We start from the raw sequence: 25,236 nt of genomic DNA, 5'->3' as shown, positions 1-25,236 counted from the left end.
AATAGAAGACACCATTAAATATTTTTAAAATACTTTATTTTAAAATACTTTAATGGTAAATAATTAAATAAATCAAATTATTAATGGAGTATATAATTTACTTAATAAAAAAACTCATATTAATCCAACTATATTTATATATTAATTAACAAAATTAACTATTTTATTACATAATTTTAACTTTACATGTAAAGTTATCATATATTATGGACGAAAATTAAAAATGGAATTTTATTTTTAATTCCATTTTTAACCATAATATGTGAAAGTTTTATATCAGGAGGACTAATGATGAAAAATTTTTCTATTAAAAACTCAATGAAATTTAAAAATTCCAGTTTAAAAACTAGAATAGTTTTATCATCTTTGATAATATTTTTCTTAACTACATTAGTTTTAAGTTCATCTATTTTGTTAGTTGTAGATAAAAAATTCAAAGAACAAGTACGTGCAGATGGAATAAATTTAGTAACTCAAGAAGCCAATAAATTTATTGGTTTTAATGCTGTATCTAAACAAATTGATAACTTATTAGATCAAAAATTATTTTCTGTAGGATACTCTCTAAACCAAGCTAAAAATATTTCTAATGATTACTTAAAAAAACTAGCCAAAGAAACTAAAATCCAAGAAATCAATTTAACTGATAAAACTGGTAAAATTATTTATTCTAATATGGAAGAAAATATAAATTTTAAGTTTACTTCAGAGTACGCCGTATACTCTTTATTAGGATCAAATAAAAAACCAATATCGGAATCAATTCGCCAAAGTAAGGTAAATCACAACTATTACAAATATTGTGGAGTAGCTGCTTCAAATGGTGGACTTATACAATTAGGTATGGAAGCTAATGAAATTAACAAACTAAAAAATTCTATGTCACCTCAAACTTTAGTAGATACTTTAGCTAAAGATGATGATATAGTATTTGCTTTAGTTATGGATAAGTCTTTAAAAGTTACTTCTCATAGTGATAAAAAACGAATTGGAAAAATATTAGATGATAAAGGAAGCAAATCCGCTATTTCTTCTGGAAAAGAATATACATCTACATATAAATATAAAGGGGAAGAAGATGTATACGATGTTATAATGCCTCTTAAAGATAAATCTGGTAATCTACTTGGAGCAATTGATATTGGTTTATCTTTAAAAACACAAAACTCAGCTCTTAAATCTATAATAACCATATCAATTTTAGTAAGTTTGATAGGATTATTAATAGCTAGTTTATTACTTATTTATATAACAAGAAAATCTTTAAATCCTTTATCTAAATTATCTGATATAGCAACTAAAGTATCTAAAGGAGATTTAACTGAAAAAATTAATATAGAAAGCAATGATGAAATAGGAGTACTTGCTTTTTCTTTTAACTCTATGATAGACAATCTAAGAGAAATAACTAAACATATAAATGAATTCTCATTAGATCTTGTTTCATCATCACAAGAAATATTATCTTCATCAGAACAAACTTCTTCAGCTTCACAAGAAATTGCAACTTCTACTCAAGAAATTTCTAATGGTGCTGAAAATCAAGTTACTGCTACAAATGAAGCATCTACTGCTATGAATGATATAATGACTAATATATATGATATGAAATCAGAAGTAGATGAAATAGTAGTATTTTCACAAACTACTAATGAATTAGCCTCTGATGGAAAAACAAATATGACTAAAATGACCAATCAGATGGAAACAATAAAAGATAGTGTTTCATACTCTGCTGAAGTTATTAATGAACTTGAATCTACGTCTAAAGAAATAGGCAAAATAGTAGAGATTATGAACGGAATAGCAGATCAAACTAATCTTTTAGCTTTAAATGCATCAATTGAAGCTGCGCGTGCAGGTCAAGCTGGAAAAGGCTTTGCAGTAGTTGCAGATGAAGTTAGAAAATTAGCTGAAGAATCAATAAAATCTTCAAGTGATATACAAAGCTTAATTGTAAATACTCAAAATAAAACTAAAATAGCTCTTGAATCTATAAAAAAAGGTGATTCAGAATCAAGCAAAGGTCAAAAAATAGTAATAAATGTTGCTACTTCTTTAGATAAAATATTAAATTCTTTTGCTTCTATAGATAGTAAATTTAAGAATATAGATACTATGGTAAATTCATCTACAGATAACTTTACTAACGTAGCTACTAAATTGTATAATGTAGAAACTATTTCTAAGGATGCTCAAGATAGTACAGAAGCTGTTGCAGCTTCTACAGAAGAACAAAGTGCTACTATAGAAGAAATGACTGCTGCTATTCAAACTTTAGTTGGTATGGCTGAAAATCTACAACAAAGCGTTGCTGTATTCAAAACTGAAAAAAAGGAAAAATAATATAAAAATAAAATTATAATTACTAAATAAAAACTCTTTATGATTCTAATAAAATCTATTAAGAGTTTTTATTTTTTTATATCTATCAAATATATTTATAGATACTAATTGATCTATAAAAAAACAAAATTGCTATAAATTATAAATCATGATATAATTTGCCCAGTATTAACATAACACTATTTATTATAATGAGAAAATCAACTTAAGGATATCGGAGCGATTAACAGATGATTAAAAAAAGTAATATATTTTATTTAATGTTATTAATATTAATAATTTTATTAGATATAGTAGATTTTAAAGATTCCTGGATGCAGTTTATTGTTTTTAAATCCCAATCTCAAATTGGAGAAATTGTATCTCAAGGATCAGAAATATTAGCTTTATTTTTTATATCAATAGCAATCCTTTTTAAAAATAATAAAAAATTATTTTTAATTGGAAGTATATGTGGCCTTTTAGGTAATTCTTTTAACTTAATTATTGATATAAAAAACAAGTTTTTAACTTTCAACAATATATCTTTAAGAATATCTCTTATAATATTTTATATTGGTCTAATAATTCTAATATTAACTTACAAAAAAACATCTAAAGTATTTAAGATTTTAATTATAAATTTGTCTTTTTTAATAGGATTTTTAGGAATATTAATGACATCTTTAAATGAAATTAAATCTAGTATTTTTGATAATAACTTAATAAATATACATTCTATGTATGGTGCTAGTTTAACTATACTATTCATACTATCATGGATATATCTTAATTTCAGATGTAGGCATAAATAAAAAATTATATACTAATAAATCTGTTTATAGCTTTATTAGTATATAAAAGAACCTATAATTTAAATGAAAATAAAAGCAGGTATTAATTAGAAATACCTGCTTTTATTATATAATATATTGGTTTTATCTTAAATAAAACTTTTCCTATTGTAACTTATAATAGAGAGCTAAACTATAAACTTCACTTTTTATTTTATTTAAAATTCTACTGTGAAAATCTTATCTATATGTTATAAAATATATTTAATATTATATTTTATAACATTTCTGTAAAGCCTTGTATGCGAGTACGTGCTTGCTCATTGTTTTCCATTTGCTGATCTATTTCTAAATAAAGCATTGGGATTTCCTCTTTTTCAAGTTCCTTTTTATATATTGGATAATCAAATTCTTCTGGATCACAGAATTTCATCATACATACTATAACACCATCTGCATTGCTTTCCTTAACTGAATCAATAAGCATTTTTCCATGCTTTTTATCAGGGTCAAATACTAATGAGCAACCTTCCATAATTGACCATAATTTAGCCAATCTATTTATAGGATCATTACCTTTAGGCACATCTACTCTATACTGTCTTGATTCTTGTGCTAAATCATCTCCTACAACAGCTAACTTATTGTCTTCAAATATTTTCAATAAATCTTCTGCATCTGCAAGTATTCCGCTTAAAATAACCTTCTTACCTTCCCATTTTTCTTCCTTCTTGTTTTTAAGTTCATCTACTAATTTCTGTACTAATTTAGTATGTTTTTCTTTATCCATAAACCATGCACTCTTCATAACTATTTGTCTTTTAGTTGGAGTAATTGTCATTGGATATCTAGAAGCTACTTTAGTAAACTCTCTCATAACTTGACGATGTTTATTGTATATATCTATACTTTTATTAAGTGCATCATCAGTTATTTTATGTCCTGAAATCTTTTCAAGCTTATCTTTAACTTCATTATATTCAGATTCTAAAAATTTAATTCCTGCTTCAATTTTTCTATTTTGTGGATGAACTAAGGAAATAAGCTCAACATTTGGTATTGCTACTTTCCAATTTTGTCCTACACATTTTAAAGTATCACAAAGGCAGGGAATAATAACTGCAGAAAGGTCATTATAAACACCTTTTAATCCAAATTCTAAGCAAGATTGCATTATAGAACATGCAAATGCTGGGAAATATGTTTTTGCAAGAGATATATCAGTTTGTCCTCCCCACATTCCTACAGGAAGCATTCCTGATGCATGAACTATTTCTTCTGGACAATATACTGGAAAACATCCAACTACTTTATTTCCTGTGTCATCTATATATTTTTTAATTGTTTTTTTAGGGTTATCAACAACTTCTTTCATTTGAAATAAAACATTTTCTATATTATTCATTGTCTAATCCCCCTTCATTTTTTCTTTCATTCATAACTTCTACTAACCCTTGAACTCTAGTTTCATATTGAGCTTTAGTAAAGTTTCTTGGATCTGCCTGATCACCATCAAATCCTACATATGGCTTATCTGTCATTTCTCCCGCTCTTCTTTCTAATTCATACTGCATAAAATCCATTACCTTACAGCTACGATTCATATGATATATTGAACCATCACATTTAAAATTATTGATTACATCTTTTCTCATATCAACTTGTTTTTCTAAATTTACATTATTCATTATGGAACTGTATGCCTTTGCCATACCATCTAAATCATTAGCTTCATATTCTAAAGCCCATGCATCTGTATAAACACTTCCTACCATATTGACTCCATACTTAGTTAAATTCTTTAATAAATATCCTAAATATGGCCAACAAGGTATTCCTTCAAACATGATTCTATGTTTTTGTTCTCCTCTATAGGTACTAGTACCATTTTTTATATTATCTTCTAATTCATCTATTAATTGACTAAATATGTCTACTGTTTCTTGTTTTCCTCTAGCACAGACTATAACTGCCATATAATTAAACATTTCAAATCCATTCATTGGAGCTGGAACTGCTTTTGTAAGACTCATAGATTTTTTCCATAGTCTTCCTGCTTCTGATGAAACTTTCATAACTTCTTTAAATCTTTCTTCATCAAATTTTTTGCCAGTAATCTTTTCTAACTGTTTTATTGCATATTCAAACTGACCTTTTAGGTAATCTATTCTAGACTGTGTAACTTCATATTCATTATTAAAAGCAGTATCTATCATAATCATTGGTATATCTAATTCTTTAGCAAGATTTTCATACCACTTAATAACTGTATTACATATATTATTACAACAAAGGATAAAATCTGGTTGAGGCATATTTAAACTTTCGCATTCTTTTAATTTTGAATAACCTATATTAGTTCTAGCATAAGAACATATATCTATAGAATATCCTTCATTTTCTGCAACTTCACATAATTTTTGTGATTCATGTTTAGCAGCTACTGCAGCTGCATGATTTTCTGGATAAACAACATGCAATCCAAAAGTTTCAGGAATTTCTTGAGGAAATATAGAAGTTGACCATCCTACTAATTCTCCTCTTTCTTTAGCTTTGAAAGCATCTTTATAATGATTTGCTAATAAAGTTTTAACACGATCTTTAGCTCTTGGTTTTTCTTCCATTTATTACAACCCCCTAAAATTTATTAATATGTTATATATAAATTTTCACAATATTTAACAACCTAATATTAACAATTTAGCATTTAATTGAGTATTACATAATTTTAAAATTATGCAATTAACTCAATTAAAACTAATTATAATAATAACTTTTAAAACTACATTTTTTATCTATTATATTCTATTTATTTTTTTCTTCTTTCCATGCAATTAACGCTGCCCCTAAAGCTCCATTCATTTGAGCATATTTTGATACTTTAATATCCATATTAAGCTCTTCTTTCATAGCCTTAACTACTCCAGAATTTTGAGCAACGCCTCCAGTCATTACTATTTCCTCTTTTACCCCTATTCTTTTTACTAAACTTGCTACTCTTTTAGCTATTGACCTATGAATTCCTGCTGCTATATCTTCTTTACTTATTCCTGCAGATAAATGAGATATTACTTCTGACTCTGCAAAAACTGTACAAGTACTACTTATTGTAATATCACTTTTAGATTTAGAAGATAACTTTTCTAAATCAGAAATATCAACTTCTAAAACTCTTGCCATTACGTCCAAAAACCTTCCTGTTCCAGCAGCACATTTATCATTCATAACAAAATTTGAAAGCCTGCCTTTTGAATCTAATTTTAAAGCTTTTGCATCTTGTCCACCTATATCAATTATTGTATGCGCATTAGGAAATATATAATGTGCTCCTTTAGCATGACAAGTTAATTCACTTATTTGTTTTTGAGCCTTATCAAAATGCATTCTCCCATACCCTGTTACTATAACTTTTGATATATCTTTTTCTTTTAAATTACATTTATCAAAAAGTCCATTATATGCTCTTTCTGGTCCGCTAGTACCTGTCCCCACAGAAATATTAGTTTCTGATATAATATCCTTACCATCTTTTAAAATTATTCCTTTAGATGCTGTTGAACCTATATCTATTCCCATAGTATACACTTTTACCACCTCCTGTTTATAAAATAAGCTTTTACATCTTTGTTTGAAAATGTTTTCTTTTTATTCAAATTAAATGTACACTTAATTTATTTTTACCCATAATAGAAATGAAATTTTAATAACAGCCTATTATTTTATTACTTTCTTTTCTTTCATATTTTTTATATTTTCATTTGAAATACCTAAATCTTTAAGTACTTCTTCTGTATTTTCTCCTAATTTAGGAGCTCTATTAAATTCTGGTAATCCCATTTTTTTAAATTTAACTGGTGTATTTACAAGTACTCCTGAATTTCCATTTTCATATTGTATTTTATATAAATAATCATTAGCCCAAGCTTGCTCATCTTCAGCTACATCTTCCCAAACTTGTACTTTTTCAAATGGTATATCTCCTTTTGTAAATATTTCTTTCCATTCGCTAAGAGTTTTCTTTTTAAATTGTTCTTCTAATATAGAAACTAGTTCTGCTATATTATTTTTTACAGCTTTAGATGTATTAAACTTTTCGTTATCAGCTATATCAGGACGTTCAATCATCTTACTCAATTTTGATATATATTTATCATATTCAATTATAGCTATCTGAATCCACTTATCATCTTTACATTTATAACAATTTAAACATGGGCTATTAGGCGCTTTTCTACTTACTGGCCAATTATTCCCGTATTTAGATGACGCTATCATAAGAGACATTCCATATACTCCAGTATGGAAAAGACTTACTGTAACTTTTTCTCCTTTTCCAGTACGTAATTTTTTATATAAGGCTGCACAAACACCTGATGCTAAGTACATTCCTGCTTGATGATCACCAAATCCTGCTGCTGGATTTATTGGAGATGTATCTTTTTCCATAAGAGTTCCCATTATTCCACTTCTAGCATAATAAGCAGTATAATCAAATCCTGGTTTATCCTTGTCTGGTCCTTTTTCACCATAGCCAAGTATTTGAGCAAAAATTATGTTTGGATATTTCTCACAAAGTTGTTCATAACATAACCCTAATTTTTTTAAAGCTTTTGTTCTCATATTTGTAACTAATACATCTGCTTTATCTAAAAGTTTAAAGAAAACTTTTTTACCTTCCTCAGATTTTAAATTTATAGATACACTTCTTTTATTTGAATTTACTGTTTCAAATAAAGGATTTTCTTCTTCTAAAATAGGCATTTTGAAATTTGCACCAGCATACCTTGCTGAGTCACCAAAAGGCGCTTCAACTTTAACTACATCTGCTCCCCAATCTGCTAAAGCTTTTGTACAACTTGGAGCTGCTATAAAAGTGGCAAGCTCTACAACTTTAACTCCTTCTAAAAGCTTTTCATTATCTTTCATGATAAAATTTCCCCCTTTTATAAATATATATTAATAAATTAAATTGTTTTAATATTAACAATAATTTACTAAAGCATTTTTGATGCCAATATTATAAAAAGGTGGTACGACCTGCATACCTACCCATTTTTTAAATTTTCTCATTATTTATTACAAGAATAATTCATTGCAATATGCAACAAACCCTTGTACTTTGCAATAAAATTCTATTTGCCCTTGATACAAGTAGCTTAAAAATCTATTATTAAACTATATTTAGTCTAATAATGCAAATATACTATATAAAAAATAAAAGGTACTTGCATTATGCAAATACCTAAGCTTTGTTTATTGTTATATCACCTTTTTTTATTTTTCTATATATAGTAGAAGGGTTTATTCCCAAAAGTGTTGCAGCTTTGTTAATCGTTTTCGATTGCTTTAAAGCCTTATTAATTAAAATTTGATCTACCCTTTTATAGGCATCATTTAAATTTATCATTTCATTTATAGAAATAGGCTCTTTTATGTTCTTCTTATTATTAGTACTTTGTTCTAGTCTTGTTGCAATATTAAACTCCTCTTCTTTTACTTCATCTTCTTCTGATAAAACAACTAATCTTTCAATTATATTTTTTAACTCTCTTATATTTCCTAGCCATTCATAAGTATATAATTTTTTTATAACAAACTTACTTAACTTTATATTTCTATCATATTTTTTATTATACATACTCAAAAAATAACTTATAAGAGGTACAATGTCTTCCCTTCTCTCTCTTAAAGGAGGAACATTTATTGGAATAACACACAATCTATAATACAAATCTTGTCTAAATTTTGAATTGTTTAATAAAGAATCAAAGGATAAGTTAGTTGCACAAATATATCTTATATCTAAAGAAATATACTTATTTCCTCCAACTCTAAGCATTTTATTTTCTTGTAATACTCTTAAAAGTTTACTTTGCATTTCTATGTTTAATTCTCCTATTTCATCTAAAAATACAGTTCCTTTATTTGCTTCTTCTAAAAGACCTTTCCTTCCACCTTTTTTAGCTCCTGTAAATGCCCCTTCCTCATATCCAAAAAATTCTGATTCTAACAACTGTGGCGGTATAGCAGCACAATTAATAGTAATAAAGGGTTTATCTTTTCTATTACTATTTGTATAAATAAATTTAGCTATCTCTTCTTTTCCAACACCAGATTCTCCAGTTATAAATATAGGAGAATTTGTTTTAGATGCTCTATTTGCAATACTGAATACTTTAGTCATTTTCTCACTAGAATAAACAACATTATTTTGTTTCATATACTTTTGTAATTTTTTCATATATATTTGTTTTTCTTTATTAACCTTTTGCAATTTCTCTTTTAATCTACAAAGATAAGTTATATCCCTTCCTGTAGCAATAACTTTAGTAATTTCTCTCTTTTCATCTAAAACTGGTATAGCTGTATATGTAACAATACTACCATTGTTATAAGTTACATCCATAGATAATACTTTCTTACTTTCAAATACACTTAAAATTATAGATTGTTCCATTATACCTTTTTCTTTTAAAGCCCAAATATTTTCCCCTATAAATTTTTTCCCATCTATATTTGTTAATTTGTAAAAAGCATTGTTTACGTTTTCTACTACTTTATCTTCATTAACAATTAATACTATATCATCTATACAGTCTAATAAGGTTTCCATATTGTATTTATGAATTTCAGAGGATAAATCGTTATCATCCATTTAAATACATCTCCTCTTCCTTAAAATTCATCATAACTTAAATATTATTTAATTATTATAAGACATCTATAAAAATAAATAAAAGTCAAAGATTCTATATATGTATTTTGTGAAATATAATAACTTAAAATCTACTAATAACTGTGTTATTAGTTATTTCTAAAAAAGAAGTAATTCACAAAATAGATTAGTATACTGACTAGTTATTTATCTGAATGTGCCTAAAGTAAATTAAATCAGTAATTATAGGATATGATTATATAGAATTGAAATAACTATAGACAATTTATCATTTTATAAAATAATAACATATAAGGTAATTTTTTTCAATTAAATAAAACTAAAATAACAGCACTTATAAGTTGTTTTCTTCTTATAAATACTGTTATTAATTACATCTATTCTTTATCTCTTTTTTAATCCTAATTTATTTTATATATTGTATTGAATTTTCTTTTCTAGGTAACGCCTTTGTAATTTTTACTTTTTTATACCCTAAAGCTATAGCATAATAAGGTCTATAACCTTCTGGTATACCTAATTTTTCTTTATATATTTCTACTTTGTTACTATCAAATAAAAAGCCTACTATACCATTCCAGCACCCACCAATATCTAATGATTCTGCAGCTATTAACATATTTTCTGTAGCTGCTGCACAATCAATTTGTGGCATCATAGCATTTTCTCTCCCTGATATTACTATTATAGTTGGTGCACCATAGAATATATTAAGTTTTTCATTATGTCCCATCTTTTTTATAGTTTCGTTGGGAAATGTTTTAGCTATTTCTTTAGATTCCTTATTTAATTCATTTAATAAATCTTTATTTTGTATTACTGTAAAATTCCAAGGCTGATCATTATGAGCACTTGGAGCATACATTCCTGCTTTAAGTATTGTGTTTATTTCTTCTTCTTTTATTTGATCTTCTTTAAATTTTCTTGTAGTTCTTCTTTCCATTATCGCTTTTAAAGTATCATTCATAATCATAGTTTCTCTCCCTTTAAATAATTCATCATTTGCTTAAAGCCCATTAAAATCTTTGTAAGTATATTAATACTTATTTATATACTTATTATTAAATATATATTATTGTACTATACATATTATTTTATGTAAAAAGGTATGAACCTTATTTAAATAGGTTCATACCTTTCATTATATTATTTCTTATATAATATAATGGTTTTATACAAGAAACTATATTATACTAATTAAATTTTCTATTAATTCAAACTATTGTTTGTTAAATAACATACAACTAAGTCTTTATATAAAAGTGCTTTAGCCCTTTATATTTTCTTACTTAATCAAATTTATTCAAAGTTATAATCTGTAACTATTTTTTCTCTTCCTGTTATTTGGTCATTGAAATACTCATTAAAGCATATTCCCATAAATCCACCAGAAACATTATATACATTTTCAAATCCTAAATGTTGTAATGCTAATACTGCATTATAACTTCTTTGTCCGCTTCTACAATGTAAATATAGTGGCTTGTCCTTTGGAATTTCATCTAATCTATCTCTTATTTCACTTAAAGGTATGTTTAAAGCGCCTTTTATGTGACTTTCTTCATATTCATCTTTTTCTCTTACATCTATAATACAAGCTCCATTTTCAACTAATTTTCTAACTTCTGTTACATATACTTGTCTAAAAGTATCATTTAAAATGTTTGAAGCTACATATCCTGCAAAATTAACTACATCCTTAGCTGTTCCAAAAGGTGGTGCATAACATAATTCTAAATCTCTTAAATCTTCTACTGTAGCGCCAAATTTTATAGCTGTAGCTATTACATCTATTCTTTTATCTGCATTTCCTTTTCCTATTGCTTGAGCTCCTAAAACTCTTCCAGTTGGAACTTCAAATAATAATTTAAAATGAAGCGGTTCACACCCTGGCATCAATCCAACTTTATCTCCTGGTATTACTCTAACTACATCATATTTTATATTTAAGTTAAGAGCTTTAATTAATCCTTCTGAAAGCCCAGTAGAAGCACCGTTATAATTAAATACTTTAATAACAGATGATCCTATAACCCCATTATTTAATGGTGGAATTCCATTTATATGATCCGCTGCAGCTCTTGCTTGTTTTTGAGCAGGACCTGCTAAAGATAATTTTGTCATAGTTCTAGTTAAAGTATTATAAACTTCAATAGCATCTCCTACTGCATATATATCTTTATCATTAGTTCTAAAATTTTGATCAACTTTAATAGCTCCTGTTTCTCCAAGTTCTAATCCTGAATTTACAGCTAAATCAGTTTCTGGCTTTACACCAATTGCCATAACAACAACTTCTGCTTCTATTTTTTTACCAGATTCTAGAACAACTGTATCTTTTTCAAAAGAATTCACCTTATCTCCTACAACCAAATTTACCCCGTTATCTTGTAGTTCTTTATGAAGAATTTGTACCATATCATAGTCAAATGGTCTCATTATTTGGGGCATAGCTTCAATTAAATTTACATTATATCCTGCTTCTTTTAAATTTTCAGCAGCCTCAACTCCTATAAAACCTCCGCCTATTACTGCTACATTCTTACTTTTCATAGAATCTACAAAACTACTTAATTTTTTTATATCTACAACATTTCTTATAGTAAATGTGTTTACATTATCTATTCCTTTTATAGGTGGTACTACAGGTTTTGCTCCAGGAGATAAAACTAATTTATCATAAAACTCTTCATAATTTTCTCCAGTTAGTAAATTTTTAATAGTAACTTTTTTGTTTTCTCTATCTATAGACATTACTTCATTATTAACTCTTGCTTCTATCTTATATTGTGATAAGAATTTTTCTGGCTGCATTAAAACTAAATCATCAGAATTTTCTACAACCCCACCTAAATGATATGGCAAACAACAATTTGAAAAGGATACATGTGGTCCTCTTTCAAACATTATTATTTCATCTTCTTCACTAATTCTTCTAAGTCTTGCTGCTGTTGAAGCGCCTCCAGCTACTCCACCTACTATTAAAATTTTCTTTTTCATTTGTGTACCTCCATTATTTAATTTTAATATATACATATTTTTTCATAACAAATCTAGACAACACTATAATATTTATAAGCTTTATGTAAGGTATAACTAAATATGCTTTCTCAAAATCATATTTAATTTAAAAATACTTAAAATTTATTCTAAAAATCATATTAATATATTGATTTTTATTAACAAATTCATATACAATAATAATTGATAGACTATTTAAATCAATTTCGTGTTATTTTTTTGTCAATTTTATTATAATATCTATTAACTACTTTTCATAATAAGAAAAAGTTATATACCATAACAATTTCTTATAAATAAAAACTAAAATCATTTTTAAATTACTAAATAAACTAAGTATCTGTATAACTTAAGGTTATTTTTACATAACCTAGTAACATAATAATTTTTAGTTTTTATATTTTATTTATATTATTTTGAGGATGTGACAATATGAATCTTGAATACTTACAAGCGTTTTATACAACAGTGAAATTTAACAGCATATCAAAAGCGGCTAAACACTTGCATGTTACTCAGCCAGGTCTTAGTATGCAACTTAGAAATCTTGAAAAAGACCTTAAAGTAAAACTTTTAACCAGAAGTAATAAAGGAGTTGAACTTACTGAAGAAGGTAGTGTAGTATTTGATTATGCAAGTACTATGTTATCTATACAAGGAAATATACAAAGAGACTTAAAAAACTTAAAAGACAATAGCCCTAAACTTATCATAGGATCTTGTAAAAGTGTAGGAGAATATGCTCTTCCTTGTAGTGTATATACGTTTAAAAAAACTTATACAGAATTAGATATACAACTAGAGGTAAATAATTCTTCTGAAATAATAAAAAAACTTAGAGATCATACTATAAATATTGGAATTATACAATACTTTGATAGACTAGATGATTTAGAACTTAATACAATAGTTACAGATGAACTAGTGCTAGTTGGCAATAGTAAAGTTTTAAAAAATACTATTACCTTAGATGAGTTTAAAAAATTACCTTTAATTTTGAGAGAAAAGAATTCTGGTACTAGGCATCTAATAGAAGATTTTCTTAAAAATAAAGATTTAGACATAAATGATTTAAATATAATTTATGATTTAAATTCTCCACAAGCTATAAAATCCTCTATAATTTCAGGAAAAGGATATTCTCTTCTTCCTAAATTAACTATAGTACAAGAACTTAAAGAAAAAACTCTTAAAACAGTATCAGTCGAAAATTTCAGTACTTTTTTCAACTATTACATAACTTATAGAAAAAACTATGATTTAACAGAATACGAAAAAATGTTTATAGATTTCATAATATCTAGCAAAAGAGGTTTTTGTTAGTTTTAAATCTTTATTATATTACATAAATATATTACTAATCCAATAATTATATATAATAAAAACAATTTCAACTCAGTTTTCTCAGTTGAGATTGTTTTTATCAAATTATAATATATCTATAAAATTCATCAATATTTTAACTCCTACCCATGCTCCTAAAATAGTAAATATTCCAAATATCCAAGCATGCATAGAAAGAGATGGTATACCGCTAAAAAGTGCACCTATATTACAACCTATTCCTAGTCTAGTTCCATACCCCATCATAATGCCACCTAAAAGAGCAAACATAAGTTGTTTTTTATTCTTTATTTTTTTAAATCTAAATTGACAAGCAAGTAATGTTGCAATTAAAGATCCTAATATAACTCCTAAATTCAAAATAGTATACTGATTTAGAAATATATTGTGATTTTGTATTAGCGGTTCATAATAATCTTTATAAGAAGCAAAATAACTCAAATCAAAAATTTTAATTCCACAACAATCTAAAACCCCTGAACCCCACATCAAAAAACCACTGGTAACTTGCCAGCTTATACCACTTAGACCTAATAAAATTACATTTAATAATCCTAATAATATTCCTCCAACCCAATAGGGCCAAGGTTTCTTTAAGAAGGTTATAATAGATTTCATACTATCCTCCTTCAATCTATAATTAAATTTTATATTGCATTTAATATTATTTTTATATTTGTTAAAGTTTCATACTACTCAGTTTTTTCAATATACACTTCCCAACTTCCATCTTCTGTTTCTACTAGTTCTATTGGATATCCTTTCTTTTGTGCCCATTCTTCAATATTAATTCCTACACAACTATGATCTGAGGATATAATTAAAATATCACCTTTTTCCATAGTTTTTAATTCCTTAATTGCTCTTAATAAAGGTATAGGACACCCTTCATATAAACAGTTAATTTCTCTTATTGCCATATTTGCTCCTCCATAATAACTACATATTTATATAAACTTTGACTTTTTCTTTTCATACCATAATGCTAATAAATATAAAGCTACAAGTAAGACTATTTGAATTATTACTACTAGCTTAAAATCTAAATATTTGGGAAAATAGATTACTTTTTTAATTCCCATTATATGCTTGTCCCAAAAGGGATAATCTTTTGCTCCAAGTAAAGTTCCAATTATAAATCCTAAAAGAACAACTAAATGAATAGTGTGTCCTTCCCCTATTCTCATTAAAACTCCTGATGCACATCCACCAGCTATGACCATTCCTATACCAAATATAAAAGCACCAATAGCTATATGAAGTCCTACGGATCCTATGGCTCCTGGAATATTATTATAGTTAATACCATTAATTTCAATATATTTAAATTGTATAATAGCAAAACCTATAGTACTAACTATAAGTGCTAATATTATAGCTCTCAGAATTTTAGTACTTCCAATTAAAAAGGGATCTCTAAAAGCAGAAACAAAACAAAAACGAGAACTTCTTAATACAAAACCAATAACTGTTCCTAAAATTAAACTTATTGAATACATATATTGGTCTCTAAATAACAAAAAAGATATAATTACCATTATAAGTATTAAAATTATAGCTAAAATAAATTGATTATAATTAGGTTTTTTCTTTATATTTTCTTGTTTCCTTTGTTTTTTTCTTTCTTCTATTAATTTAGACATTTCATTAGACAATAGACATCATCCTTTTATATTATAAATTAAAATAAACTGTAAAATTAAATATTACAGTTTTAATGCTTATACTCTTAAAGTAAGTATTCTTTTTTATATAACCCTTTTTTGAATTTCCAATATATTTAAAGCAAATTAAAAAAATGCAGTAATTTAGCTAATATTAATTATATATTATAAATAACATCATATCAATAACTTATTATTGTAAAATTTATATACATAATATTCTACATAACTACATTTAATTACAATAAAAATTTCCATACATAACAAAGCTATTATTACTAATACTAAATTTAAGAACCTTTCTACTATTAGATTTAAAACTAAAAACTATTTTATAATTATAAGGTTCTTTATTATATATTTCCTCCAAATTCAGCTAAAAAACTGAAAGTAAATTATTGCTTTCAGTTTCCTCCCTTTTTTTATTTAATATAGTAATTATTAAATATTTAATGTTTAATTAATTTAAGTTTGTCAATAATTAATAATGTCTCAACATTGTTAATCCTCTAATTATAAATTAAACATATAAAATACATTTTAAGCTCCGTTAGGTTATCCGTTTATTAGTTTATTCTATACCTCCTGTTATATATTTTTTAAAATGGATAGCCTAATTATTTTATATATTCCTCTCCAATAGAAAAATCTTTATTTAAAATTCCTTTGTGTTTTTAGAAGAATCCCTATTAAAACCTTAGTAAAAATTAAAGTTATATATTTCATCCAATACCTTTTAAATTTTTCTTCTATATCTAAAATATCTTCTAAATATAAAAGAAAATGAAGCTACTTGTAAATATACTATAATAAGCTTTTTATTGCCAAACCTTGGTTTATGTTTACCTTTATTTATTTCTATAAGGGGATACAGCCTATCAATAATATAGTACTATTGTGAAAAATAAATATAAAAACAAAAGTAGTACCAAAATATTTGGCACTACTTTAACTATGTATTTAAATAGAACATTGTTTGAAATTACTTATATTTAATCTTCATTACTAATATGCTAAAAGCAAATATGAATGTTATAAAATTAGCAATTATTATTGGCTTGTCCACTACTGCTATACCATATAAAAGCCAAAGAAATACTCCTGCTGTAAACATTCCATACATTGCTAAAGATATACTCTTAGTATCTTTTTCTTTTATAACTTTTATTGATTGTGGTAAAAATGAAGCAGTCGTCAATGTAGCTGCGATAAATCCTATATATTCCAATGTAATTCCCTCACTTTTATTAAAATTTATTTAATCATTTACATTTCACTTTGAAACTATTAACATTAAATAATTTACATTTACCATATTGTGGTTAGATATTTAATCTTAATAATATAAAGTTATACTTTTATATCAATAAAAATACACCTACCTTTCTATGAAAATATTTACATTAAATGCATTAATTTGAAAAACCATAAAAGTATTATATAGTTTTAATAACAATTTGTCAATGTTTTATCAGTTTTTGTATTAAAAATAAAATAGTATTAAATTTTATACTTCTATTATTGTATTAATTATATATGATTTATAATTAATAATATAAAGTAATATCTATACTATTAAAATAAAAATAAGGATAGACATTTTTCTGTCTATCCTAAAATTTCTAATTATTTAACCTGGAATTTCAGATGTTGTTGAAGTAGTTTTATTTTTACTCCATTTTTCTTGAAGTCTATCAACTATCATAGCTATCGCCTGATCTCCAGATACATTACAAGCAGTTCCAAAACTATCTTGAGCTATATATAAAGCTATCATAAGTCCAGTCATAGCATCATTAAATCCTAATACTGATTGTAATACTCCTAAAGCTGCCATTACCGCTCCCCCTGGAACTCCTGGAGCTGCAACCATTGTTACTCCTAGCATTGCAATAAAACCTAATATAGTTCCTATATTTAGGGGCATACCATTTAGTAGCATAACAGACATTGCACAAGTTGTTATTGTCATAGTACTTCCTGATAAATGGCAAGTTGCACAAAGTGGAATAACAAAATCTCTTATTCCTTTGCTTGTTCCAATTTCTTCAGCACACTGTAAATTTACAGGGATTGTAGCTGCTGAAGATTGTGTACCTAAAGCAGTTAAATATCCTTTAATTTGAGATTTCAATGATTTAAATACATTTACTTTTTTACATGAACATGCTACTATAAATTGAATTATAAGCATTGAAATATGAAGACATAGTATAATTATAAATACTTTCCAAAATACTGAAAATACAGTTGATGCTTGACCTGTATATGCCATATTAGCAAATATTCCAAGTATGTGTATAGGAAGTAATGGTATTATTACTTTTTCTATAACTAATTTTATAATTTCTTGAAATCCTATAGCCATATCTTTTAAAGTTTTATTTTTTATTTTAGCTATACCAAGCCCTAATACAAATGCAAATATAAGTGCTGTTGTTACCCCCATAATAGGTGGTATTTCCATCTTAAAAAATGGCTCAAGACTCTTTTTAGCCTTTTGAAGATTAGCTGTTGCTGGAATAATGTTTGGTAATAAAAGTTTTCCTACTACAAGAGCATATGTTCCTGATATTAATGTAAATAAATAAGCAAGTCCAACTGTAACTCCCAAAAGTTTTCCTGCTCCTGTACCAAGATCTGCAATACCTGCTACTATAAAACCTAGTATGATTAAAGGTATTGAAAAATTTAAGAATTGCCCAAAAATTGATGTAAATGTTTGAAAAACTCTATTAAGTGCTTGTGGTGCATAGTTTCCAACTATAATACCTAAAATAATAGCAATAACAATTCTAGGTATCAATCCTAGTTTTTTCATAATACTTCCCCCTTTTAATTTTTAACTATAAAGATTAAAAATTATAAATATATATTATTAATTTATACATAATTTAAACTATTTAGAGGTTAGTTATTTATTACACCCCATATGAAATATATGGAAATTATATCATATCTACCTATAAACTTCAATCATATCAATATATTAACTATAAATAACATTTTATGACTTTAAAATTATATTTCTCCTTATAATCAATTTAATAAATATATTTGTTAAATTAATACTTATAAATATAAATTAATAATAAAATTATAAAAATTTTAAAATATTGTAATTTTTAACCTTAATAGAAATTATAATTAATTATGAAGGAATAAATTCAAAACAAAAGGAGGGAGAAATTATGTCGTCTAATTCAAAATCTAAAAAATTAACATTGCTATCATTAATATTAATGATTTTCACTTCAGTATTTGGTTTTGCAAATATGCCTAGATCTTTTTACTTAATGGGATATGGAGCTATACCTTGGTATATTCTATCAGCTATAACATTTTTTATTCCTTATGCATTTATGATGGCAGAATATGGTGCAGCTTTTAAAGATGAAAAAGGTGGTATTTATTCATGGATGGAAAAATCTGTAGGTGCTAAATATGCTTTTATGGGAACTTTTATGTGGTATGCCTCCTATATAATATGGATGGTTAACATTTGTTCTACATTATGGATTCCGCTTTCCAATGCCATTTTTGGTAAAGATACCACTTCTAGTTGGGGATTCTTAGGATTAAATTCAACTCAAGTTTTAGGAGTATTAGGAATAGTATGGATAATATTTGTAACCTTTACTGCTTCTAAAGGATTAGAAAAAATCACAAAAATAACTTCTATAGGTGGAAGTGCTGTTGCCCTTTTAAACATTGTTTTACTAATAAGTGCAATAATAGTTCTTATAGCAAATGGTGGTCATTTAGCAGAACCTATAACTTCTATAAAATCTTTTGTACATTCCCCAAATCCTTCATATCAAACTCCAATATCTGTATTAGCTTTTATAGTTTTTGCTATATTTGGTTATGGAGGTATAGAAGTTGTTGGAGGTCTTGTAGACGAAACAGAGAATGCTGAAGTAACTTTTCCTAAAGGAATCACTATTTCAGCTATTATTATAGCAATTGGTTACTCTATAGGAATATTTTTATGTGGTATTTTTACTAACTGGAATACTGCCTTATCTTCAAAAGATGTAAATATAGGTAATATAGCTTATTCGTTAATGCATAACTTAGGCTATCAATTAGGACATTCTTTTGGAATGAATGAAGCATCATCAATACTAGTTGGTGATTGGATTGCAAGATTTGTAGGACTTTCTATGTTCTTAGCTTTAACTGGTGCTTTCTTTACTCTATGCTATTCCCCATTAAAACAAATTATAGAAGGTACACCAAAGAAACTATGGCCTGGTAACCTAGCAGAAATCAAAGATGGTATGCCAATAAATGCTATGCGTGTTCAATGTATAGTTGTAGTGATATTTATTATATTAGTATCCTTCGGAGGAGATGTAGCTGCTAAATTCTTTAATAAATTGATTCTCATGACAAATGTTGCAATGACTATGCCTTATGTATTTTTATCAACTGCCTTTATTTCTTTTAAAAAAAAGACAGAAATAAAAAAGCCTTTTGAAGTTTATAAAACTAAAAAAAGTACTCTTATTGCTACTATTGTAGTTACATTTACCATAGCATTTGCTAATTTCTTTACAATAATAGAGCCAGCTACAAAAGGTAATATATCTGATACACTTTTCTCAATAATTGGTCCTGTATTTTTTATTATAGTTGCTATTTTAATGTATAACTCTTATGAAAAAAAATATATTATAAAAGGAAAAAACAAAAATAAAACTTTATAATTAAATTAAAAGAATAGTATAGGATTTAAAATAAACCCTTTCTATTCTTTTCTTTATTTATAAAATATTTTATCTCTCTCAATCCTAGAAAATATATTTAAACTGCTTTTATGTTATTCATAGTTTATTATATAAATAAAATTTTATCTACTTTAATTATAAAACCTCTGATTTTTATATTATATAGAAACATAAGTAAACTTATTTCCTGTATGCTTTAAAAAAGCTTCAAAATCATTATATGAAATACCAATTGTTACAGTGTTTACATTAGGGTGAAAATAAATTTCATCTGATCCTATTAAGTCCCTATCTATTAGCACTTGTACAGATTTATCTTCATTATTTATTAAACCAAAAGGAGTAACTGAACCTGGCTTAAGACATAAATATTTATTTAACCTTTCTTCTGATGCAAAAGATAAATTAGTAGATTTAATTTGTTTTTGTAAAGATTTCAAATCTGCTTTTTTACATTCATCTATTATTAAAAGATAATGAATTTTGCCTTTTCTATTTCTTAAAAATAAATTTTTGCAATGCTTACCAGGCATAGATATATTCAACTTTTGAGCTTCATCAACAGTATATACTGCTTCATGCTCATATTTATCATATTTAATACCAAGGTTATTTAAAACTCTATATACCTTTTGTTCATTTTCATTCATTAAATTTTGTCCTCCTTTTATAATATTAAATGTACCTATTAATATATTTTTATTAAACTTTAAAATTTAATAATTAATTTTATATTATACTATAAAAAGACGTGGTAATACATCATCTGATTAATATAATACCATAATTTTTCATAATTAAACTTATATGTATAATAATCACTATATAATTACTGCTTTAATATATTTAAAATAGTTACTTAAAAAGAAAAAAAAACTATAAACTTAGAATATTTTAAAACTAAGCTTATAGCTTTTATGTGAATGTGATTGTGCGCTTTTTTATGCTACTTTTTGTGCTTTTATTTTATTTTTCTTTACACTTACATATCCAATAAAACTTAAAATTATCATTGGAATAACAAATGGAATATACATTAAAAATAATACTCCCCCAACACAATAAAGTATTCCCCCAGTTAAAGCAAATCCAGCTTTATTAAAAAATGCCCCAACTGTATTAAATATTGTAGCTATAACTACACAAATCATATGAGGAGTAACTAGAGCTGTTGCAATAGAACTTCCTACAGCTTCAGCAGTTGATCCTCCTCCTAGTCCTGCAAAATAAGTTATTAAATAAATTGAATATGCAATTCCTAGCACTGCTGATATAATTAACGCTTTACTTTTTTTCATTAAAAAGCCCTCCTATATAATAAAATAATAATATGTATAATGAATTGCTGTGTTTACAATTATTATTTTATTATAATAAGAAGTTTTATTGGTATGCTAGTAGCATACATTTTAAAAGATATAAAAATAAAAGAACATGTCAGTAAAACCTTAAAAATATTAACTTCTTTAATTTTTTAAAATCATTTTCCCATAAATATTCCCCCTACAGCTAACAATATAACTGTATATATAAAATATCCTAAAATTTTCATATAAATTTCATTTTTATTAATTAAGGGCAAATGATTTTTTATATCCAAAAAATTTGTATACAACATAGTAATTAATACTAAAAATATAACCTGTACAAAATCTACAAAAAAAGAACTTTCACTATCTCCTATTAACATTATTAATAAAATAAAATACCAAAAAGAAGCTAGTATACTTTTCCATATACAATGAGTTCTAAATCCAGGAATTATTTGATAAAAATTTCTCAAAGATATTTTTTTATTAACATTTTTATTTTCACCTTTAAAACTGTTAGAAATGTTTTTTTGTTTATTAATATTAAGTTCCTTTATCTCAACAAAATTTTTTTCTAAATCTTTTTCTAACTCTTCTACTGATTGATATCTATTGTCTGGTGATATGTTAGTACATTTTTTTATTATTTCTTTTAAAAACCCTTGGTTTTTTTATATTTGGGGTAACTTCCAGTAGTTAAAACATTCATCAATACACCAAGAGAGTATATATCACTTCTACAATCTGTTTGTGAAAAACCAAAGTGTTCTGGTGATGCATATTCTTGTGTTCCCATTATCATAGTATCACAGTTTCCATCTTTGTTATATTTCCTTGATATATCATAATCTATTAATTTTAAAACTCCATCATTACTAATTATTATATTAGAAGGCTTAATATCTCTATGAATTATTGGAGGATCTAAACTATGTAAATTCTTTAATACATTACAAATATCCAAAGCATACTTTATTGTTTTAATTTCTGATATATTTTTAGCTTCTTTCAATAAATCTTCTAAAGTAGATCCATTTACAAATTCTTCTATTAATATAAGTTTGTCTTCAAATTCAAAAAACTCATGAATATATGGAATATGAATATTTTCTAATTTTTCTATATTTTTGAAAACTTCTATATTATAGTTTTTCAAAACTTTTTTTATATAAATATTATCAGTTTGATTATGTTGCACTAAATAAACTTCACTTTTTTCGTTTTTGTTGATTTCAGTTAAAATATCATAAAGTGATAGTTTATACTCTAGTTTTAAATTATTCATATAAATCCCCTTTAAATATTGCTTTTATACTAAAAAAATTATATCATATTTCTATATATTATAATATTTATAAAATAATATATAATACTCATATATCAACCAATTATAAGTAATTACATTATAAGGAGGACATTTTATGGAAGATAAAAAAACTTCTGAACTTTTAGATTTGTTAAATTCGATAGATGATATCTCTAAACTAAACAATTATGTAGAAAAAACTAAGATTACTTTTAGCACTATTGATTTTTGTACCTATTTTGAAAATATTATAAAAGAAAATAATATAAAAAAAAGCAAGCTAATTGAAGCTTCTAACATAGATAGAACTTACGGATACCAAATATTAAATGGTACTAAAAAACCAAGTAGAGATAAAATACTACAACTATGCTTATCTTGCAAACTAAACATGGATAATACTCAAAGAGCTTTAATACTAGGTAATGTTGGCCAACTTTATGCTAAAAACCCTAGAGATTCTATAATAATATTTTCAATTAATAAAGGTTTAAATGTAATTGATACTAATGATTTATTAGATGAAATGAATTTCTGTCCTTTAGGAGAAATCAACTGATATGTTTTATAACCCTTGAGTACTATAGTACTCAAGGGTTATAAAATTAATACTATTTATAATTAATACTATTTATAATTTATACTATTTTTTATTAAACTTTTAATCATTAGCAAGCAACTTTTTCTTTATCTCCGTCTTTTTCACTTCTATCGTGAACATTCCAAGTAAATGATAGGAATATTATAGCAAAAACACAAGAGGCAATTAGAAGCATAAATCCTCCATCCCATCCAAACTTATCAAATATAGTTCCTAATAATACTTCTGCTAATACAGCTCCACCCATATAACCAAATAATCCTGTAAATCCAGCAGCAGTACCAGCAGCTTTTTTAGGAACTAAATCAAGTGCTGAAACTCCTATAAGCATAACCGGGCCATAAATCAAAGCTCCCACTGATGCCAATGCTATATCTATAGCAAGTAAGCTTGTACTTTTCCAATATATAAATGTTGCAATTGCAACTCCTATCATACAAAATACTCCAACAGGGGCACGACGTCCATGAAATATTTTATCACTTATCCATCCTACTATTATAGTACCAGGGATAGCTGCATATTCAAATAATGCAAAAGCCCATCCTGCTTGACTTTTATCAAAGCCTCTTACTTGCTCTAGATAAACTGGAGCCCAATTTAAAACACCATATCTTACTAAATAAACAAATAAATTAGCTATAGCAATAATCCATAAAAATTTATTATTTAATACATATTTAAACAATATCTCTTTAGCTGTTAATTCTTTTTCTCTATCTTTTACTTCAACTTCAAATTCTGGGTAATCATTTTTATATTCTTCTATTGGTGGTAATCCTACTGATTGTGGAGTATCTTTAGCAAATACCATAAATAATATTCCTGTTGCAATTGCTATTATACCTGGAAAATAAAAAGCACCTTTATAACTTCCTCCAAATATATTTACTCCTAAAACTGCTATTGTAGCTATTAATCCTCCTCCTACATTATGTGCAGTATTCCAAATAGACATTTTAACTCCACGTTCTTTATCTGAAAACCAATGAGTCATAGTTCTACCACATGGTGGCCATCCCATACCTTGTACCCAACCATTTATTGTCATTAATATGAATAATATTGGTATACTTGATGTTACTCCTAAACATAAATTTGCAAGACCAGATAGTATAAGTCCTAAGGCTAAAAAATATTTTGGATTAGATCTGTCTGAAAAACTTCCCATTACAAATTTACTTATTCCATAGGCTATTCCTAACCCAGAAGCTATAATTCCAAGTTCTGTTTTAGAAAATCCAAGTTGTGTCATCATATAACTCTTAGCAATTGAAAAGTTACTTCTAACAAAATAATACATAGCATACCCAATATAAATACTTAAAAAAACTTGAATACGATACCTTTTATAAGTGGAATCAATTTTACTTTGTGGCAAACGCTCTATATGAGGTGCCGGTTTTAAAAATCCTATCATTTTTACTCCTCCATTTAAGACATACTCAAATAAATAATTAGT

21 protein-coding genes are annotated in these 25,236 nt (G+C 26.0%); 5 read left to right on the top strand and 16 right to left on the bottom strand.

The window, feature by feature from the left end; genetic code table 11:
- The first annotated feature begins 291 nt into the window (after positions 1-291).
- Positions 292-2,346 (top strand): methyl-accepting chemotaxis protein, encoded by a 2,055-nt coding sequence (locus tag ABDZ71_RS00615; protein ID WP_343757781.1) that lies wholly within the window; start codon positions 292-294, stop codon positions 2,344-2,346.
- A 230-nt stretch (positions 2,347-2,576) separates the two neighbouring features.
- On the top strand, positions 2,577-3,140 hold the full coding sequence (locus tag ABDZ71_RS00610) for a hypothetical protein (RefSeq protein ID WP_343757779.1): 564 nt from the start codon (positions 2,577-2,579) through the stop codon (positions 3,138-3,140).
- 256 nt (positions 3,141-3,396) lie between these two features.
- Here ABDZ71_RS00610 and ABDZ71_RS00605 read toward each other — a convergent pair whose 3' ends face one another.
- The 7 genes from ABDZ71_RS00605 to ABDZ71_RS00575 all read right to left on the bottom strand — a co-directional run bounded on the left by ABDZ71_RS00605 (position 3,397) and on the right by ABDZ71_RS00575 (position 12,795).
- Positions 3,397-4,524 (bottom strand): 2-hydroxyacyl-CoA dehydratase subunit D, encoded by a 1,128-nt coding sequence (locus ABDZ71_RS00605; RefSeq protein ID WP_343757778.1) that lies wholly within the window; start codon positions 4,522-4,524, stop codon positions 3,397-3,399.
- A complete protein-coding gene (gene hadB, locus ABDZ71_RS00600) occupies positions 4,517-5,743 on the bottom strand; it encodes a (R)-2-hydroxyisocaproyl-CoA dehydratase subunit alpha (protein WP_343757777.1) in 1,227 nt (408 codons plus the stop codon). Before hadB ends, ABDZ71_RS00605 begins: the two co-directional genes overlap by 8 nt.
- Before the next feature lie 181 nt (positions 5,744-5,924).
- Positions 5,925-6,704 carry an acyl-CoA dehydratase activase gene (locus ABDZ71_RS00595; RefSeq protein ID WP_343757775.1) on the bottom strand — a complete coding sequence of 260 codons (780 nt, stop codon included), beginning with the start codon at positions 6,702-6,704 and terminating at the stop codon, positions 5,925-5,927.
- A 129-nt stretch (positions 6,705-6,833) separates the two neighbouring features.
- On the bottom strand, positions 6,834-8,045 hold the full coding sequence (locus ABDZ71_RS00590) for a CaiB/BaiF CoA transferase family protein (RefSeq protein WP_343757772.1): 1,212 nt from the start codon (positions 8,043-8,045) through the stop codon (positions 6,834-6,836).
- A 316-nt stretch (positions 8,046-8,361) separates the two neighbouring features.
- Positions 8,362-9,774 carry a sigma-54 interaction domain-containing protein gene (locus ABDZ71_RS00585; protein WP_343757770.1) on the bottom strand — a complete coding sequence of 471 codons (1,413 nt, stop codon included), beginning with the start codon at positions 9,772-9,774 and terminating at the stop codon, positions 8,362-8,364.
- Positions 9,775-10,201: 427 nt separating this feature from the next.
- Entirely contained in the window at positions 10,202-10,762 is a 561-nt protein-coding gene (locus tag ABDZ71_RS00580; protein ID WP_343758236.1) for a nitroreductase family protein, read from the bottom strand.
- 332 nt (positions 10,763-11,094) lie between these two features.
- Positions 11,095-12,795 carry an FAD-dependent oxidoreductase gene (locus tag ABDZ71_RS00575; RefSeq protein ID WP_343757766.1) on the bottom strand — a complete coding sequence of 567 codons (1,701 nt, stop codon included), beginning with the start codon at positions 12,793-12,795 and terminating at the stop codon, positions 11,095-11,097.
- 453 nt (positions 12,796-13,248) lie between these two features.
- On the opposite strand from ABDZ71_RS00575, the gene ABDZ71_RS00570 reads away from it, so the two are divergent.
- Positions 13,249-14,139, top strand: coding sequence for a LysR substrate-binding domain-containing protein (locus ABDZ71_RS00570; protein ID WP_343757764.1), 891 nt, complete (start codon positions 13,249-13,251; stop codon positions 14,137-14,139).
- Positions 14,140-14,244: 105 nt separating this feature from the next.
- Here ABDZ71_RS00570 and ABDZ71_RS00565 read toward each other — a convergent pair whose 3' ends face one another.
- The 5 genes from ABDZ71_RS00565 to ABDZ71_RS00545 all read right to left on the bottom strand — a co-directional run bounded on the left by ABDZ71_RS00565 (position 14,245) and on the right by ABDZ71_RS00545 (position 18,645).
- On the bottom strand, positions 14,245-14,778 hold the full coding sequence (locus ABDZ71_RS00565; RefSeq protein ID WP_343757762.1) for a YeeE/YedE thiosulfate transporter family protein: 534 nt from the start codon (positions 14,776-14,778) through the stop codon (positions 14,245-14,247).
- Positions 14,779-14,852: 74 nt separating this feature from the next.
- The gene (locus ABDZ71_RS00560) at positions 14,853-15,080 is read right to left on the bottom strand and encodes a sulfurtransferase TusA family protein (protein ID WP_343757760.1); all 228 of its coding nucleotides are present in this window, start codon (positions 15,078-15,080) and stop codon (positions 14,853-14,855) included.
- Positions 15,081-15,107: 27 nt separating this feature from the next.
- A complete protein-coding gene (locus tag ABDZ71_RS00555) occupies positions 15,108-15,815 on the bottom strand; it encodes a YeeE/YedE thiosulfate transporter family protein (RefSeq protein WP_343757758.1) in 708 nt (235 codons plus the stop codon).
- Positions 15,816-16,806: 991 nt separating this feature from the next.
- Positions 16,807-17,052: a SemiSWEET transporter gene (locus ABDZ71_RS00550; protein ID WP_343757756.1), complete on the bottom strand. Its 246-nt coding sequence runs from the start codon at positions 17,050-17,052 to the stop codon at positions 16,807-16,809.
- A 402-nt stretch (positions 17,053-17,454) separates the two neighbouring features.
- The gene (locus ABDZ71_RS00545; RefSeq protein ID WP_343757754.1) at positions 17,455-18,645 is read right to left on the bottom strand and encodes a dicarboxylate/amino acid:cation symporter; all 1,191 of its coding nucleotides are present in this window, start codon (positions 18,643-18,645) and stop codon (positions 17,455-17,457) included.
- A gap of 370 nt (positions 18,646-19,015) precedes the next feature.
- Here ABDZ71_RS00545 and yjeM point away from each other — a divergent pair, with 370 nt between their 5' ends.
- A complete protein-coding gene (gene yjeM, locus ABDZ71_RS00540) occupies positions 19,016-20,536 on the top strand; it encodes a glutamate/gamma-aminobutyrate family transporter YjeM (protein WP_343757752.1) in 1,521 nt (506 codons plus the stop codon).
- A 179-nt stretch (positions 20,537-20,715) separates the two neighbouring features.
- Here yjeM and ABDZ71_RS00535 read toward each other — a convergent pair whose 3' ends face one another.
- The 3 genes from ABDZ71_RS00535 to ABDZ71_RS00525 all read right to left on the bottom strand — a co-directional run bounded on the left by ABDZ71_RS00535 (position 20,716) and on the right by ABDZ71_RS00525 (position 23,152).
- Positions 20,716-21,207 carry a prolyl-tRNA synthetase associated domain-containing protein gene (locus tag ABDZ71_RS00535; protein ID WP_343757751.1) on the bottom strand — a complete coding sequence of 164 codons (492 nt, stop codon included), beginning with the start codon at positions 21,205-21,207 and terminating at the stop codon, positions 20,716-20,718.
- Between the two features lie 291 nt (positions 21,208-21,498).
- Positions 21,499-21,855: a hypothetical protein gene (locus ABDZ71_RS00530; protein WP_343757750.1), complete on the bottom strand. Its 357-nt coding sequence runs from the start codon at positions 21,853-21,855 to the stop codon at positions 21,499-21,501.
- A gap of 664 nt (positions 21,856-22,519) precedes the next feature.
- On the bottom strand, positions 22,520-23,152 hold the full coding sequence (locus tag ABDZ71_RS00525) for a serine/threonine-protein kinase (protein WP_343757749.1): 633 nt from the start codon (positions 23,150-23,152) through the stop codon (positions 22,520-22,522).
- A 136-nt stretch (positions 23,153-23,288) separates the two neighbouring features.
- On the opposite strand from ABDZ71_RS00525, the gene ABDZ71_RS00520 reads away from it, so the two are divergent.
- Complete coding sequence (locus ABDZ71_RS00520) at positions 23,289-23,732, top strand: hypothetical protein (protein WP_343757748.1); 444 nt, start codon at positions 23,289-23,291, stop codon at positions 23,730-23,732.
- Positions 23,733-23,841: 109 nt separating this feature from the next.
- Here the strand turns inward: ABDZ71_RS00520 and glpT are convergent, their stop codons facing one another.
- Entirely contained in the window at positions 23,842-25,194 is a 1,353-nt protein-coding gene (gene glpT, locus ABDZ71_RS00515; RefSeq protein ID WP_343757747.1) for a glycerol-3-phosphate transporter, read from the bottom strand.
- Positions 25,195-25,236 lie beyond the last annotated feature (42 nt).

Source organism: Clostridium oceanicum (genome assembly GCF_039521385.1).
GTDB classification, from domain to species: Bacteria; Bacillota; Clostridia; order Clostridiales; family Clostridiaceae; genus Clostridium_F; species Clostridium_F oceanicum.
Note: the sequence above shows the minus strand (reverse complement) of the source record. Positions and strands in the feature narration are given on the sequence as shown.

Coding starts and splice junctions, on each gene's coding strand:
- ABDZ71_RS00580 (WP_343758236.1), bottom strand. CDS start 10,762: ATGAATGATACTTTAAAAGCGATAATGGAAAGAAGAACTACAAGAAAA.
- ABDZ71_RS00535 (WP_343757751.1), bottom strand. CDS start 21,207: ATGAATGAAAATGAACAAAAGGTATATAGAGTTTTAAATAACCTTGGT.
- ABDZ71_RS00570 (WP_343757764.1), top strand. CDS start 13,249: ATGAATCTTGAATACTTACAAGCGTTTTATACAACAGTGAAATTTAAC.
- ABDZ71_RS00545 (WP_343757754.1), bottom strand. CDS start 18,645: ATGAAAAAACTAGGATTGATACCTAGAATTGTTATTGCTATTATTTTA.
- glpT (WP_343757747.1), bottom strand. CDS start 25,194: ATGATAGGATTTTTAAAACCGGCACCTCATATAGAGCGTTTGCCACAA.
- ABDZ71_RS00605 (WP_343757778.1), bottom strand. CDS start 4,524: ATGAATAATATAGAAAATGTTTTATTTCAAATGAAAGAAGTTGTTGAT.
- ABDZ71_RS00585 (WP_343757770.1), bottom strand. CDS start 9,774: ATGGATGATAACGATTTATCCTCTGAAATTCATAAATACAATATGGAA.
- ABDZ71_RS00520 (WP_343757748.1), top strand. CDS start 23,289: ATGGAAGATAAAAAAACTTCTGAACTTTTAGATTTGTTAAATTCGATA.
- ABDZ71_RS00590 (WP_343757772.1), bottom strand. CDS start 8,045: ATGAAAGATAATGAAAAGCTTTTAGAAGGAGTTAAAGTTGTAGAGCTT.
- hadB (WP_343757777.1), bottom strand. CDS start 5,743: ATGGAAGAAAAACCAAGAGCTAAAGATCGTGTTAAAACTTTATTAGCA.
- ABDZ71_RS00525 (WP_343757749.1), bottom strand. CDS start 23,152: ATGAATAATTTAAAACTAGAGTATAAACTATCACTTTATGATATTTTA.
- ABDZ71_RS00530 (WP_343757750.1), bottom strand. CDS start 21,855: ATGAAAAAAAGTAAAGCGTTAATTATATCAGCAGTGCTAGGAATTGCA.
- ABDZ71_RS00610 (WP_343757779.1), top strand. CDS start 2,577: ATGATTAAAAAAAGTAATATATTTTATTTAATGTTATTAATATTAATA.
- yjeM (WP_343757752.1), top strand. CDS start 19,016: ATGTCGTCTAATTCAAAATCTAAAAAATTAACATTGCTATCATTAATA.
- ABDZ71_RS00575 (WP_343757766.1), bottom strand. CDS start 12,795: ATGAAAAAGAAAATTTTAATAGTAGGTGGAGTAGCTGGAGGCGCTTCA.
- ABDZ71_RS00565 (WP_343757762.1), bottom strand. CDS start 14,778: ATGAAATCTATTATAACCTTCTTAAAGAAACCTTGGCCCTATTGGGTT.
- ABDZ71_RS00560 (WP_343757760.1), bottom strand. CDS start 15,080: ATGGCAATAAGAGAAATTAACTGTTTATATGAAGGGTGTCCTATACCT.
- ABDZ71_RS00615 (WP_343757781.1), top strand. CDS start 292: ATGAAAAATTTTTCTATTAAAAACTCAATGAAATTTAAAAATTCCAGT.